Consider the following 12,930-nt stretch of genomic DNA (forward strand, 5'->3'; position numbering starts at 1 on the left):
GGCGGGTGCCGGCGATCGGGCCTTTGCCCTTGAAATTTTTCTTGACTGCGCGCATTAGCATGCGTGTCCGCGCCGATGCGGACGACTCAAGTCGGAGTGACCATGGCCAAGGAAGAACTGCTCGAATTCCCCGGCGTCGTGAAGGAACTCCTGCCGAACACGACGTTCAAGGTCGAGCTGGAAAACGGCCATGAACTGATCGCGACGATGGCAGGCAAGATGCGCAAGAACCGGATCCGCGTGCTGGCGGGCGACCGCGTGCAGGTGGAAATGACGCCCTACGATCTGACCAAGGGCCGGATCAACTACCGCTTCAAGTGATGCGGCTGATCCTCGGGTCGGCCAGCCCGCGCCGCAAGGAATTGCTGGCGCAGATCGGTGTCGTGCCCGACGCGGTGCTGCCCCCCGACATCGACGAAACCCCGCGCAAGGGCGAACTGCCGCGCCCCTATTGCGCGCGCATGGCGGCGGAAAAGGCCGCGGCGGTGCCGGCCGGGCCGGACGATGTGGTGCTGTGCGCCGATACCACCGTGGCGCTGGGGCGGCGCATCCTGGGCAAGCCCGCCGACGCGGGCGAGGCGGCGGCCTTCCTGACCCTGCTGGGCGGCCGGCGGCACGAGGTGGTGACCGCCGTGGCCGTGCGCCGCGGCGACCGGATGTGGACGCGCGAGGTGGTGTCGGTGGTGCGGTTCAAACGGCTGTCCGATGCCGAGCTGAACGGCTATCTGGCCAGCGGCGAATGGCAGGGCAAGGCGGGGGGCTATGGCATCCAGGGCCGGGCTGGTGCCTTTGTGCCGTGGATGCAGGGGTCGTTTACCGGGGTCGTGGGCCTGCCGGTGGCCGAAACCGCCGCCTTGTTGCAAGCGGCCGGATGGCCGGTCTGGAGCGTGGCATGAAGGGTCGGGTCGTGGTGCTGGACCAGTGGAAAGGCCGCGATGCGGCTGCGCTGGTGGTCGATGGGCGGCTGGAAGACCTGTGGATCGATCCGCCCGGCGACGACGGGTTGCAGCCCGGCGCCATCCTGCGCGGGGTGGTGGACCGGCCGGTCAAGGGGCAGGGCGGCGTTTTCGTCAAGCTGCCGGGCGGCATGGGGTTCCTGCGGCAGGTGTCGGGCCTGGCGCCGGGGCAGCGGGTCATCGTGCAGGTCACCGGCGCGGCCGAGGATGGCAAGGCGGTGCCGGTCAGCCTGCGGGTGCTGTTCAAGTCGCAGCTGGCGATCGTTACCCCCGGGGCGCCGGGGCTGAACGTCTCGCGCCGGATCAAGGACGAAGACACCCGCGCCGCGTTGCAGGCGCTGGCGGCCGAGGCGATGCAAGGCGCCGCCGCCGATCACGGGCTGATCCTGCGGTCGGCCTGCGAGGGGGCCAGCGACGCCGAGATCGGCGACGACATCGCCGCCATGCGCGACCTGGCGGCGGCGGTGATGGCCGACCTGTCGGGCGGGCCGGAACTGCTGGTCGAGGCGCCCGGGGCGCACGATCTGGCCTGGCGCGACTGGTCGGACCCGGCGCCCGACGCGGTGGAACAGGGGCGCGGGGTCTTTGACGCGATGGAGGTTCCGGCGATGATCGACGCCTTGCGCCGGCCCGAGGTCGAACTGCCCGGCGGCGGCGGCATGGTCATCGAACCCACGCGCGCGCTGGTGGCGGTGGATGTGAACACCGGGGCCGACGGGTCGCCCGCCGCAGGGCTCAAGGCCAATATCGCCGCCGCCCGCGACCTGCCGCGGCAGTTGCGGCTGCGGGGCCTGGGCGGGCAGGTAACGGTGGATTTCGCGCCGATGCCCAAGAAGGATCGCGGCACGCTGGAACAGGTGCTGCGCGCAGCTTTCAAGGGCGAGGGCGCGGAAACCACCCTGGCCGGCTGGACCCCGCTGGGCTGTTTCGAGTTGCAGCGCAAGCGCGACCGGCTGCCGCTGGAGGCGCTGCTGTGAAGGGCTGCCCGATCTGCGCCCGGCCGGCCAACCCGGCCTATCGCCCGTTCTGTTCGCGCCGCTGCGCGGATGTGGACCTGGCGCGCTGGCTGAACGGCAGCTATGCCATCCCCGCCGATGCGGCCGAAGACGAAGCGCCGCCGCCACCCCCAGCGCCGCCCGAACGCCCGGTCTGACCCGCTACCACACCACGGGGTGCGACTGGCCGGTGGCCACGTTCACAAGGCCGGTCGGGGCCTTGTCGTTTGGTGCCACCAGAACCCAGGCCCAGGGCGCGCAGGTCAGGGTGGCGAATTGCAACCGCTCGGGAAAGCCGGGCGACCAGCGCGGCGAGAATGTGGGCTCGTACATCCAGTCGATGCGCTGCGCCGTGGTCAGGAACGCCTGCCATTCGGCATCGTAGCTTTCGGCCGGCCGCGCGGTCATCAGGCCGGCAACCTCGTGGCGCACCTGCGCCACCACCTGCCCGCCGGTCGCCAGCGCCCAGCCGCCCTGGCTGTCGCGCAGCGCATTCACCGCCAGCGCCATCGCCGCATCGGACGACCCCACCGCCCAGATGTTGTGGCTGTCGTGCGCGACCGAACAGGCCAGCCCGGTTTCGGGGGTGGCGGGGCCGGTGCCCAGCCAGAACATGCGCCCTACCGCGCCGCTGCCCGAATGCCGGTCCACCACGGCGAATTTGGTGATGCGCCGGGCGGTGTCGCGTTGCACCGCGCCGTCCGCGACCGGCAAGTCCGCCTCGATGAAATCGGGCGCCCAGTGAAACGGGCGCAGCAACGCGGCGCGGGCGGTGGGGCCGGGGCCGGGCGCGGCAATGGCAAAGTCGGCCGCGGTCAGGGGGCGCGGCAGGTGCACGGTGCGCGTGGCCCAGTCGGGCCAGTCGATGCGCGGCAGGGGGCCGATGTAGCGCCGGCCCTCCGAGGCCGGGGCGCCATCGGCCCAGACCTCGGCAATGTCCAGCGCCGCCACGTCGGACAGCATCACGATATCGGCATAACGCCCCGGCGCCAGCGCGCCGACCCAGGGCGTCAGCCGCATGTGGCGCGCAGGGTTGATGGTGACGCACTGGATGGCCGTTTCGGGCTTGAGCCCCGAGCGGATCGCCAGCCGCACGTTGTGGTCGGTCGCGCCGATCCGCAGCGTTTCCGAGGCGCCGCGGTCATCGGTGGCAAAGGCGACCTGGCTCCAGTCGCGCAGGCCGCGTTCCAGCAGGCCGCCGATGATCTCGGGCATGGAATGCGGGCGGATTTCCAGGAAAAGCCCGCGGCGCAGCTTGTCCCAGGCTTCTTCGGCCGTCCAGGCCTCGTGGTCCGAGGCCATGCCGGCGGCGGCAAAGGCGTTGATCCGCGGCAGGTCGCGGATGCCGGCGGCGTGCCCTTCGACCACGCCGCGCGCGGCGAAGGTGGCGCGGATCATCCCCCAAAGCCGGTGGTGCGAGGGGTTTTCGGGGTTCCAGACCGCGGGCCAGTCCATCACCTCGTCCAGGCCGGCGACCATCGGGTTTGCCATGAAGTCCGCCTGTTCCGCCGCGCCGAAATGCCCGCCCGAAACCTCGTAGCCGGTGGGCGGCACGGCAGAGCCGGGCAGCGGAAAGATCTTCAGCGGGCTGCCGGCGCGCCGGGCCATCAACCAGAAATCCAGCGTGCGCGGGCCGTTCACGTTGGAAAACTCGTGGCTGGCCTCGCAGGTCCAGGTGTTGCCGAAGGGGATGACCAGCGCGGCCTCGTGCTCGGGCGTCAGGTGCGAGGATTCGATGTGCTTGTGCACCTCGCCAAAGCCGGGCACGGCGGCCAGGTGGCGGCGGTCCACGGTTTCGCCTGCCGGACCGGGAAAGCTGCCTTGCGGCCCGACAAAGGCGATGCGCCGGCCCTTGATCGCAATTTCGGCATCGTCGATCCAGGTGCCGGTCGGCGCATCGAACAGCCGGCCCACCCGGATCAGCCGGTCGGCGGGCCGATGGCCCAGGGCCACGCGCACCAGATCCTGCCGGATGGCGGTTTCGGTTTCGGGGTTCAGGTCGGTGTCGGGCGCCTCAGCCATGATCGCGCCGCGGGTCCAGGTCGGCCAGCTGGCGGGCGGCCAGGGCGCGCACCCGGGGGTCGGAATCGTGGGCGGCTATGTGGCGCAGGTAGATCAGCCAGCTTCCGCTGCTGTCGCCGCGCCCCAGACGCTGCGCAAAGACCCAGACCTTGCGATCGCTGTCGATGACCATGCCGCACCTTTCCGCCCGACTCGCCCGAGTATAGGCGGGCGCACCGGCCGGCGACAGGGGCGGGGTGCCGGCGGCTCGGCCCTTGCAACCGGCGCGGATCGCAGGCTTTCTGAGGCGCAAGCTGCAGGAGGCCGCCATGACGATACGCGCGATCATCGACACGGACCCGGGGATCGACGATGCGGTGGCGATCCTGCTGGCGCTGGCCAGCCCGGCGTTCGAGATTCTGGGCATCACCACGGTGGCCGGCAATATCGGCATCGCCACCACCACGCGCAACGCCGGCCGCATCTGCGCGCTGATGGGGCGGGAGGTGCGGATCGAGGCCGGCGCAGCGGCGCCGCTGGCGCGCAAGGGCTTCGATACGGCCGAAATCCACGGCGCCGATGGCCTGGGCGGCGTGGCCTTTCCGCCCGCCGCGCGGCCGGCAGGGGCGGATGCCGTGGGGTTTCTGGCCGAAACGCTGTTGCGCGAACCCGCCGGGTCGGTCTGGCTGCTGACGCTGGGGCCGCTGACGAACATCGCCCGGCTGGTGACCGACCATCCGGCGGCCGCCGCGCGCATCGGCCGGGTGGTGGCGATGGGTGGGGCCGTGCACGACCGCGGCAACATCGGCCCGCGATCCGAGTTCAACATGGCGGCCGACCCGGAAGCCGCCGACATCGTGCTGGGCGCGGGGTTGCCGCTGGTGCTGATCCCGCTGGACGTGACGCGCCAGGTGCGCGCCAGCCCCGAGGATTGCGCCGCCCTGCACGCCGCCGGAACGCCGCAGGCCGAATATTCCGCCCGGCTGATCGAGGCCTATTTCCAGTCGACCACCGTGACCGGCCCGGGCGCCGAAAGCCGCCCGCTGCACGACCCTTGCGTGATGCTGCAGGCGCTGGACCCCGGCCTGTTCGGGCTGGAGCCGATGGGCCTTGCGGTGGACCTTGGCCCCACGCGCGATGCCGGGGCGCTGACGCCCGATGCGGCGCGGCCGCCGGTGCAGGTGGCGCTGCGCGTGCAGGGCCGGGCGGCGGTGGCGCGGCTGATCGCGGGCCTGTCGTGACGCTGGCGCCGCACGAATTCTGGCAGCAGCTTTACCCGCCGGGGGCCTTGCCGGGCGACGATGCCGGGGGGTATCTCGGGCATTACCCGGCGGCCTTGCCCGACGGGCGCTGCATCGCGCTGCCCATCCGGGTGCTGCCGGGCGATGGCACGCAGGCGGTGGCCTCGCTCATCCTCAACCAGGCGTCCTTTGCGGTGGCCGATGCGCTGGCCGATGTGCTGGCGGCGCGTCTGGCCGGGTTTCGCCCGGACGTCGTTGTGGGTGTGCCGACGCTGGGCCTGGCGCTGGCCGATGCAGTGGCGCGGCGGCTGGGCCACGCGCGCATGGTGGCGCTGGGGACCAGCCGCAAGTTCTGGTATGATGAGGCGCTGTCGGAACCGCTGCGGTCGATCACCAGCCCCGATCAGGCCAAGCGGGTGTATCTGGACCCGCGCATGCTGCCGGTGCTGCAAGGTGCCCGGGTGGCGGTGATCGACGATGTGGCCAGCACGGGCGCCACCTTGCGGGCGGTGCTGGCGGTGCTGGCGCGGGCCGGGGTGCAGCCCGTGGCGGCAGGGTTCGCGATGGCGCAGGGGCAAGGGCACGCTGCCATGCTGCCGCCGGGCATGGGGTTTGCGGCCGCCATCGCCTCGCCCCGGTTGCAACTGGGGGCCGATGGCCGCTGGCGCCCTCAGGCGCGGGACTGACGGTCGTTCTGTGCCAGCTGGGCCAGGATTTCCAGCATGGCCTCGGATCGCGGCGCCCGCGCCGGCGCATCCTGCCGGGCGGCGTTGACCAGGAATGCAACCTCGGGCGTCGGGCGGGCGTGCAGCGTGGCCGGCCAGGGCAGGGCCTGCGCCAGCGCCGCCCCGGCAAAGGCGCGCAAGGCCAGCACCAGCTTGCGGCCCCCGCTGGTGCGGGCGCGGCGGGTGATGCTGTCGTGCCCGTTCTGCGCCACACGGGTGCCGATGGCGGCATAGATGTGCCGGGCGGCAGCGATGCCCGGGCGGCAATCCAGCGGCAAGGCCGCCACCCCGGCATCGGCGCGGGCGTAAAGACGGTCGGCATGGTCCAGAAGGCGGCGGGTCAGCGCCGCAATCTGCGGCGAGGGCCGCGGATCGGCCAGAAAGGCGCCCGGATCGACCCCGGCCTGGTCCAGCCAGTCGAGCGGCAGGTATAGCCGGCCGGCGCGCGCATCCTCGCCCACGTCGCGGGCGATGTTGGTCAGCTGCATCGCCAGCCCCAGATCGCAAGCCCGTGCCAGCCGGTCAGCATCGCGCACGCGCATCAGCACGCACATCATCGCGCCGACCGCCGCCGCAACCCGCGCCGAATAGGCCAGCACCCCCGACAGGTCGGCATAGCGGCGCCCCTCGGCATCCCAGGCGAAGCCTTCGAGCAACGCCTCGGGCAGGGCCTGCGGCATGCCCCATTCGGCGATCAGGGCGGCAAAGGCGCGATCCTCGGGCGCGTTCAGCGGGCGCCCCTGATAGCACAGGTCCAGCCGGTCGCGCAGGCGCAGCACCGCAGCCCCCTTGGCGGCGGTTTCGTCCACCGCATCGTCGGCCAGCCGGCAAAAGGCGTAAAGCACCAGCGCCGGGTCGCGCACCCGCGCCGGCAACAGCCGCGATGCCGCGTGGAACGAATGCGACCCGGTGCGGATCGAGGCGGCGCAATGCGCAAGGTCGGCAGGCGCGATCATTCGGCGGCCATCCTTTCGGGCAAGGGCGCGCGGATCCGGCCGGGGCCGTCGGGCACAAGTTGCGCCAGCACCTCGGCGCTGCCCACCACGCCGGGCAGGCCTGCGCCCGGGTGCGTGCCGGCCCCCGCCAGCCACAGGCCCGGCAGTTCCTCGGACACGTTGTGCGGGCGGAACCAGGCCGATTGCAGGATGCGCGGTTCGATGGAAAAGCCGGTGCCCATCGGCGCCAGATAGCGCGACTGGAAGGTTTCGGGCGTGAACACCAGGCTTTCGGTGATATGGCGCGACAGGCCGGGCAGCAGGCGGTCTTCCAGCATGGCCAGCATCCGGCGGCGGTAGGGTTCGGCCTCGGCCGCCCAGTCCACCCCGTTGTCGTGGCCCAGATGCGGCACCGGCGACAAGGCATAGAAGGTGTCGCCGCCGTCGGGCGCGCAGCCCGGGTCGGTGACCGAAGGGCGGTGGACATAAAGGCTCATGTCCTCGGCCAGGCGCCCGGTCTGGAAGATGTCGCGGATATGGGTGCGGTAGCGCGGGCCGACCAGAATGGTGTGGTGCCCCGCCTCGGGCCACAGGGCACGGGTGCCGCGGGTGCCGAAATACCACACGAACAGGCTCATCGACCAACGGGTGCGCTTCAGTCGCGCACTGGTCCAGCGCCGGCGCGGGTGGTTGCGCAACAGCCGGTCGTAGGTGTGCCCGGCATCGGCGTTGGACACGACGACCTCGGCCGCAATCGCCTCGCCGGTCGTCAGGCGCACGCCGGCGGCGCGGCCGTTCTGCACCAGAATCTCGTCCACCTCGGCGTTCTGGACCACGGCGCCACCCTGATCTTGCACCACGTCGGCCATCGCCCGGGCAATCGCCTGCACGCCGCCCATCGCGTAATGCACGCCGAACGCCTTTTCGAGGTGGTTGACGAGGATATACATCGACGTGACGTGAAACGGATCGCCGCCGATGAACAGCGGGTGGAACGACAGCGCAAAGCGCAGCCGCGGGTCGCGCACGCGGGCGGCGGCATGGGCATGGACCGAACGGTCCGCCCGCAGCATGGCAAAGCGCGGCAGCACCTTCAGCAGGTCGGCGAAACGGTGCATCGACCGGCGCCCGAGGTCTTCGTAGCCGAACCAGTAGCGCGCCTCGGATTCGCGCAGGAAACGGTCGTAGCCCGGCACATCGGCGGGCGACAGGCGCGCCACCTCGGCCCGCATCGCGGCCGTATCCTGCCGGGCGGTGAAGCTGCTGCCGTCGGGCCAGGTGATGCGATAGAACGGGTCCATCGGCACCAGCTTCACATCCTGGTCGAAGTCGCGCCCCGTCGCCGCCCACAGGTCGCGCAGGCCCTGCGGCACCGTCACGATGGTCGGCCCGAGGTCGAAGCGGTGCCCGCCTGCGTCGATGCTGGAGCCGCGGCCGCCCGGGCGGTCCAGCCGGTCGAGCACGGTGACCTGCCAGCCTTTGGCCCCCAGCCGCATGGCCGAGGCCAGGCCCCCGATTCCCGCCCCGATCACCAACGCGCGACCGCGCCCTGCCTGCGAATTGGGCAACGTGCTGTGCTGAAGCATCGACTCGGGTGTCCTTTGAGTGGTGTAAATATGAGTTTACAGTTTGCCGCCGGCATTTCAACCCGAATACCGCTTTCGGATTGCCTTCTTGCCGGAAAGTGACAATATAAGTTTACACTTTGGGCGCTGACTCGCGCCGACCCTCGGGGCCACAGATGCAGACCGCCGTTCTCAGCCTTTACCGCTTCGAGTCGCGTCTTTCGCGGCTTTGGGCGGTGGTGCAGATGGGGGCGGCACGGCTGCCGCTGATGCGCATGCCGGGCCTGCGGTTCTGGAAGCTGTGCGGCACCGGCACCGGCGAAGGGTTCACGCCGCGCCCGAACACCGCGGTCTGGGCCATTCTGACCGTCTGGCAGGACGAGGCCGCGGCCCGCGCCGGGCTGGCCGCACGGGCGCCCTTCGGCCGGTGGCAGGCGCGGGCGGCCGAGGATTTCCACATCTGGCTGGAACCGCGCAGCGCGCGTGGCCAGTGGTCGGGCGTGGCGCCGTTTCAGCCCGAAACGACCGTCGCAGCCGATGGGCCTGTTGCCGCCATGACGCGCGCCACCGTCCGGCTGCGCCGTGCCGCGCGGTTCTGGGCCCGGGTGCCCGACATTTCCGCCCGCATCGGCGCCGACCCGGCCGTGCTGTTCAAGATCGGCATGGGCGAGGTGCCGCTGATCCACCAGGTCACCTTTTCCGTCTGGCCCGATACCGCCAGCATGGCCGCCTTTGCCCGCAAGGGCGCCCACGCCGAGGCCATCCGCGCCGTGCGCGACGAAGGCTGGTTCAACGAGGAACTCTACGCCCGGTTCCGGGTGATCCGCACGCAAGGCAGCTGGGGCGGGCGCAACCCGCTGGCGGTGCCCGACCAGACACAGACGAGGATTGCATGAGCGTCTTTCCCTTTACCGCCATCGTCGGCCAGGACGAGATGAAACGCGCGATGATCCTGACCGCGATCGACCCGACCATCGGCGGCGTGCTGGTGTTCGGCGACCGCGGCACGGGCAAATCCACCGCCGTTCGGGGCCTGGCGCAGCTGCTGCCGCCGATCCAGGCGGTGGCGGGTTGCCCGGTCAACTCCGCCCGCCCCGAGGATTGCCCCGATTGGGCCGAGGTTTCCGACCGTTCGATGGTCGCCAGACCCACCCCGGTGATCGACCTGCCGCTGGGCGCCACCGAAGACCGGGTGACCGGCGCGCTGGATATCGAACGCGCGCTGACACGCGGCGAAAAGGCGTTTCAGCCCGGGCTGCTTGCGCGGGCCAACCGCGGCTATCTGTATATCGACGAGGTGAACCTGCTGGACGATCACATCGTCGATCTGCTGCTGGATGTGGCGCAGTCGGGCGAAAACGTGATCGAGCGCGAGGGCCTGAGCATCCGCCACCCGGCGCGCTTCGTGCTGGTGGGCTCGGGCAACCCCGAGGAAGGCGAGCTGCGCCCGCAGCTGCTGGACCGTTTCGGCCTGTCGGTGGAGGTTGTCAGCCCGCGCGACGTGGAAACGCGGGTCGAGGTGGTGCGCCGCCGCGATGCCTTCGACCGCGACCGGGCCGGCTTCATCGCGCAGTGGGCGCCCGAGGAAGCCGCCTTGCGCGCCCGAATCCTGGCGGCCCGCGCCCGCCTGGCCGACATTGCCACGCCCAACACCGCCTTGCACGATTGCGCCAGCCTGTGCATTGCGCTCGGCTCGGACGGGGTGCGGGGCGAGCTGACGCTGCTGCGCGCCGCCCGCGCGGTGGCGGCCTGGGAAGGGGCCGGTTCGATCGGCCGGGATCATCTGAAATCCGTGGCGCCTTCGGCCTTGCGCCACCGCCTGCGCCGCGACCCGCTGGACGAGGCCGGGTCCTCGGCCCGGATCGCGCGGCAACTGGACGAGGTGCTGCCCTGAGCCCCTTCGACCTGACCCGGGGGCGCGGCGAAGGCCCCGCCCCGGTGACGCCATCCGACCGGGCGGCGCGTGCGGTTGCGCTGTTTCGCGTGGCGCCGTTCGATCTGGGCGGGCTGTGGCTGCGCGGGCGCGCCGGGCCGGTGCGGGATCGGGTGCTGGCGGCGCTGGCGCCTATGAGGCCGGCCAAGCTGCATCCTTCGATGCCCGAGGACGCGGTGATGGGCGGCACCGACCTTGCCGCCACGCTGGCGGCCGGGCGGCTGGTGCGGATGGCGGGCCTATTGGAACGCGCGCCCGTGCTGGTGTTGACGATGGCCGAAGCTTGCCCGGCAGGTCTGGCGGCGCGCATCGCGCAGGCGCTGGATGCCGGCGGGCGCGCCGTGGTGGCGCTGGACGAGGCAGCGGAGGAGGGCGAGGGCCTGCCGCGCAGCCTGGCCGATAGGCTGGCGCTGTTCGTGGACCTCGACGGCATGTTGCCCAGCGATTTCCGCCTGCCCCCGCTGGCCGATGCGGCGGTCGCGGCGGCGGCCGCGCGTTACCCGGCCGTTACCGTGCCCGATGGCGCGCTGGTGGCGCTGGTGCGGGCGGCGGCCGAGATGGGCATATCCTCGTTGCGGGCGCCCTTGCTGGCGCTGTCGGCGGCGCGGGCGGCGGCGGCCTTGCGGCAGGCCGATACGGTGGCGCCGGAAGATCTGGAACTGGCCGCGGAACTGGTGTTCGCCCACCGCGGCCTGCCGCCGATGGAGGCTGCCGAGGACAGCGCCCCCGAACCGCCCCCGCCCCCCGCCGAAACGCCCGACACCGGCCCGTCCGACGACAGCGACCAGACCCCGCAGGATTTCCCGGCCGAAATGCTGGTCGAGGCCGCGCGCGCCGTGCTGCCGCCCGACCTGCTGGAACGTCTGGCCCAGGGCCGCACCCGCAAGGCCGGGGGCAGCGGCGCGGGGGCCGCGCGCAAGGGCAACCGGCGCGGCCGGCCCTTGCCCGCCCGCGGCGGCCCGGCCAGCCCGGATGCCCGCATCGACCTTGTGGCCACCTTGCGCAGCGCGGCCCCCTGGCAGGCGGCGCGGGCGCGCATGTATCCGCGCCTGATCGAGGCCGGGCGGCGGCTGATCCTGCTGCCGGGCGACCTGCGCGCGCGGCGCTATGAGGACAAATCCGACCGCGTGCTGATCTTTGCCGTGGATGCCTCGGGATCCGCCGCGATGGCACGCCTGGGCGAGGCGAAGGGCGCGGTAGAGCTGCTGCTGGCCCGCGCCTATGCCGAACGCGACCATGTGGCGCTGGTCGCCTTTCGCGGCGTTGCGGCCGAACTGGTGCTGCCGCCCACCCGGTCGCTGGTGCAGACCAAAAAGCGGCTGGCGGGCGTGCCGGGCGGGGGCGGCACGCCGCTGGCATCGGGCCTTCGGGTGGCGATGCTGGCTGCGCGCCAGGCCCAGGCCCGCGGCATGGCACCGACACTGGCGATCCTGACGGACGGGCGCGCCAATATCGCGCTGGATGGCACCGCCAACCGCGCGCAAGCCGCCGAAGATGCCGGGCGCCTGGCCGCACTGATCGCCGATGCGGGTCTGCCGGCGGTGGTGATCGACACCGGGTTTCGCCCGACGCCCGCGCTGCAGGATCTGGCCCGCCGCATGGGCGCGCGGTGGCTGGCGCTGCCGCGCGCCGACAGCGGCGTGATGGCGGCGGCCCTCTCGGCCAGCATGGAAGGGAAACGGCGATGAGCGCCGACCACATCCCCGACGACTGGCCGCGCCGGGTGCACTCGTTGCGCATCCGGGCGATGCCGCACCACTGGCATGTGCAGGTCAGCGGTCAGGGGCCGGACGTGCTGTTGCTGCATGGCGCCGGTGCCAGCGCGCACAGCTGGCGCGGTCTGGCGCCGCTGCTGACCGGGTATCGGGTGATCGCGCCCGATCTGCCGGGGCATGGATTTACCCGCACGGCCGAACGCGGGCGGCTGACGCTGGATGCGATGGCCGACGACCTGACCTTGCTGTGCCAGGGCCAGGGCTGGAAACCTGCCGCGATCATCGGGCATTCGGCCGGCGGGGTGCTGGCCTTGCGCATGGCCGAACTGCTGCCGCGGGCACCGGCCACGCTGGTGGGCATCAACGCGGCGCTGGGTCCGTTCGAGGGGTTTGCCGGCTGGCTGTTCCCGAAACTCGCGCGGCTGATGGCGGTGTCGCCCTTCATGCCGCATCTGCTGTCGGGGCTCGCGTCGAACCGCAAGAAGGTGGAAAGCGTGCTGGCCTCGACCGGGTCGCACCTGGCGCCGGGGGATGTGGAGCTTTACCGCCGCCTTCTGGCCATGCCGCAGCATCTGGAAGGCACGCTGAACATGATGGCCAACTGGCAGCTGGACCCGATTCTGGCGCGGTTGCCGCAGATGGCGGTGCCGGTGCTGCTGTTGACGTCGGCCGGCGATCTGGCCGTGCCGCCGGCGGTATCGCGCAAGGCCGCAACGCTGCTGCCGCGGGTGGAATACACCGAATTGCCCGGTTACGGCCACCTCGTGCAGGAGGAAGCACCCGAGGCTGTGGCGGCCGTGCTGCTGCCGTGGCTCGCGCGGCACGTGGCGCCCGGTCCGGCGCGGGCAGTGGCGCGCTGACCCT

14 protein-coding genes are annotated in these 12,930 nt (G+C 71.9%); 10 read left to right on the forward strand and 4 right to left on the reverse strand.

What is annotated here, in order from left to right; translation table 11 throughout:
• The first annotated feature begins 102 nt into the window (after window positions 1–102).
• From infA to ACK4S2_RS03780, 4 genes are read left to right on the forward strand one after another with little or no spacing between them, the layout of a single operon-like run.
• Window positions 103–321 carry a translation initiation factor IF-1 gene (gene infA, locus ACK4S2_RS03765; protein ID WP_409620463.1) on the forward strand — a complete coding sequence of 73 codons (219 nt, stop codon included), beginning with the start codon at window positions 103–105 and terminating at the stop codon, window positions 319–321.
• Complete coding sequence (locus tag ACK4S2_RS03770) at window positions 321–896, forward strand: Maf family protein (protein WP_409620465.1); 576 nt, start codon at window positions 321–323, stop codon at window positions 894–896. The genes infA and ACK4S2_RS03770 overlap by 1 nt, the downstream gene beginning before the upstream one ends.
• The gene (locus ACK4S2_RS03775) at window positions 893–1,933 is read left to right on the forward strand and encodes a ribonuclease E/G (protein WP_409620466.1); all 1,041 of its coding nucleotides are present in this window, start codon (window positions 893–895) and stop codon (window positions 1,931–1,933) included. The genes ACK4S2_RS03770 and ACK4S2_RS03775 overlap by 4 nt, the downstream gene beginning before the upstream one ends.
• Window positions 1,930–2,109 carry a DNA gyrase inhibitor YacG gene (locus tag ACK4S2_RS03780; protein ID WP_409620468.1) on the forward strand — a complete coding sequence of 60 codons (180 nt, stop codon included), beginning with the start codon at window positions 1,930–1,932 and terminating at the stop codon, window positions 2,107–2,109. Before ACK4S2_RS03775 ends, ACK4S2_RS03780 begins: the two co-directional genes overlap by 4 nt.
• A 4-nt stretch (window positions 2,110–2,113) precedes the next feature.
• On the opposite strand, the gene ACK4S2_RS03785 is transcribed toward ACK4S2_RS03780, so the two are convergent.
• Both ACK4S2_RS03785 and ACK4S2_RS03790 read right to left on the reverse strand, forming a co-directional pair.
• Window positions 2,114–3,973, reverse strand: a complete 1,860-nt coding sequence (locus ACK4S2_RS03785; RefSeq protein WP_409620470.1) for an adenine deaminase — start codon at window positions 3,971–3,973, stop codon at window positions 2,114–2,116.
• A complete protein-coding gene (locus tag ACK4S2_RS03790; RefSeq protein ID WP_409620472.1) occupies window positions 3,966–4,145 on the reverse strand; it encodes a hypothetical protein in 180 nt (59 codons plus the stop codon). Before ACK4S2_RS03790 ends, ACK4S2_RS03785 begins: the two co-directional genes overlap by 8 nt.
• Window positions 4,146–4,281: 136 nt before the next feature.
• Here ACK4S2_RS03790 and ACK4S2_RS03795 point away from each other — a divergent pair, with 136 nt between their 5' ends.
• Together ACK4S2_RS03795 and ACK4S2_RS03800 are read left to right on the forward strand one after the other, a co-directional pair.
• Window positions 4,282–5,193, forward strand: a complete 912-nt coding sequence (locus ACK4S2_RS03795; protein ID WP_409620474.1) for a nucleoside hydrolase — start codon at window positions 4,282–4,284, stop codon at window positions 5,191–5,193.
• Complete coding sequence (locus ACK4S2_RS03800; protein WP_409620476.1) at window positions 5,190–5,879, forward strand: phosphoribosyltransferase; 690 nt, start codon at window positions 5,190–5,192, stop codon at window positions 5,877–5,879. Before ACK4S2_RS03795 ends, ACK4S2_RS03800 begins: the two co-directional genes overlap by 4 nt.
• Here the strand turns inward: ACK4S2_RS03800 and crtB are convergent.
• Window positions 5,864–6,874: a 15-cis-phytoene synthase gene (crtB, locus tag ACK4S2_RS03805; protein ID WP_409620478.1), complete on the reverse strand. Its 1,011-nt coding sequence runs from the start codon at window positions 6,872–6,874 to the stop codon at window positions 5,864–5,866. The genes ACK4S2_RS03800 and crtB overlap by 16 nt on opposite strands.
• The gene (locus tag ACK4S2_RS03810; RefSeq protein WP_409620480.1) at window positions 6,871–8,439 is read right to left on the reverse strand and encodes a phytoene desaturase; all 1,569 of its coding nucleotides are present in this window, start codon (window positions 8,437–8,439) and stop codon (window positions 6,871–6,873) included. Before ACK4S2_RS03810 ends, crtB begins: the two co-directional genes overlap by 4 nt.
• 155 nt (window positions 8,440–8,594) lie before the next feature.
• On the opposite strand from ACK4S2_RS03810, the gene crtA reads away from it, so the two are divergent.
• From crtA to bchO, 4 genes are read left to right on the forward strand one after another with little or no spacing between them, the layout of a single operon-like run.
• The gene (gene crtA, locus ACK4S2_RS03815; protein WP_409620482.1) at window positions 8,595–9,314 is read left to right on the forward strand and encodes a spheroidene monooxygenase; all 720 of its coding nucleotides are present in this window, start codon (window positions 8,595–8,597) and stop codon (window positions 9,312–9,314) included.
• A complete protein-coding gene (gene bchI / locus ACK4S2_RS03820; RefSeq protein ID WP_409620484.1) occupies window positions 9,311–10,312 on the forward strand; it encodes a magnesium chelatase ATPase subunit I in 1,002 nt (333 codons plus the stop codon). Before crtA ends, bchI begins: the two co-directional genes overlap by 4 nt.
• A 44-nt stretch (window positions 10,313–10,356) precedes the next feature.
• Complete coding sequence (locus ACK4S2_RS03825) at window positions 10,357–12,039, forward strand: magnesium chelatase subunit D (RefSeq protein ID WP_409620486.1); 1,683 nt, start codon at window positions 10,357–10,359, stop codon at window positions 12,037–12,039.
• Window positions 12,036–12,926, forward strand: coding sequence for an alpha/beta fold hydrolase BchO (gene bchO / locus ACK4S2_RS03830; RefSeq protein ID WP_409620488.1), 891 nt, complete (start codon window positions 12,036–12,038; stop codon window positions 12,924–12,926). Before ACK4S2_RS03825 ends, bchO begins: the two co-directional genes overlap by 4 nt.
• Window positions 12,927–12,930 lie beyond the last annotated feature (4 nt).

The sequence above is a fragment of the Gemmobacter sp. genome, from assembly GCF_046292685.1.
Lineage (GTDB): Bacteria > Pseudomonadota > Alphaproteobacteria > Rhodobacterales > Rhodobacteraceae > Wagnerdoeblera.

What these genes read in the sequence shown, in the direction of transcription:
- infA (WP_409620463.1), top strand. Translation starts at nt 103, where the DNA reads ATGGCCAAGGAAGAACTGCTCGAATTCCCCGGCGTCGTGAAGGAACTC.
- ACK4S2_RS03770 (WP_409620465.1), top strand. Translation starts at nt 321, where the DNA reads ATGCGGCTGATCCTCGGGTCGGCCAGCCCGCGCCGCAAGGAATTGCTG.
- ACK4S2_RS03775 (WP_409620466.1), top strand. Translation starts at nt 893, where the DNA reads ATGAAGGGTCGGGTCGTGGTGCTGGACCAGTGGAAAGGCCGCGATGCG.
- ACK4S2_RS03785 (WP_409620470.1), bottom strand. Translation starts at nt 3,973, where the DNA reads ATGGCTGAGGCGCCCGACACCGACCTGAACCCCGAAACCGAAACCGCC.
- ACK4S2_RS03790 (WP_409620472.1), bottom strand. Translation starts at nt 4,145, where the DNA reads ATGGTCATCGACAGCGATCGCAAGGTCTGGGTCTTTGCGCAGCGTCTG.
- ACK4S2_RS03795 (WP_409620474.1), top strand. Translation starts at nt 4,282, where the DNA reads ATGACGATACGCGCGATCATCGACACGGACCCGGGGATCGACGATGCG.
- crtB (WP_409620478.1), bottom strand. Translation starts at nt 6,874, where the DNA reads ATGATCGCGCCTGCCGACCTTGCGCATTGCGCCGCCTCGATCCGCACC.
- ACK4S2_RS03810 (WP_409620480.1), bottom strand. Translation starts at nt 8,439, where the DNA reads ATGCTTCAGCACAGCACGTTGCCCAATTCGCAGGCAGGGCGCGGTCGC.
- crtA (WP_409620482.1), top strand. Translation starts at nt 8,595, where the DNA reads ATGCAGACCGCCGTTCTCAGCCTTTACCGCTTCGAGTCGCGTCTTTCG.
- bchI (WP_409620484.1), top strand. Translation starts at nt 9,311, where the DNA reads ATGAGCGTCTTTCCCTTTACCGCCATCGTCGGCCAGGACGAGATGAAA.
- bchO (WP_409620488.1), top strand. Translation starts at nt 12,036, where the DNA reads ATGAGCGCCGACCACATCCCCGACGACTGGCCGCGCCGGGTGCACTCG.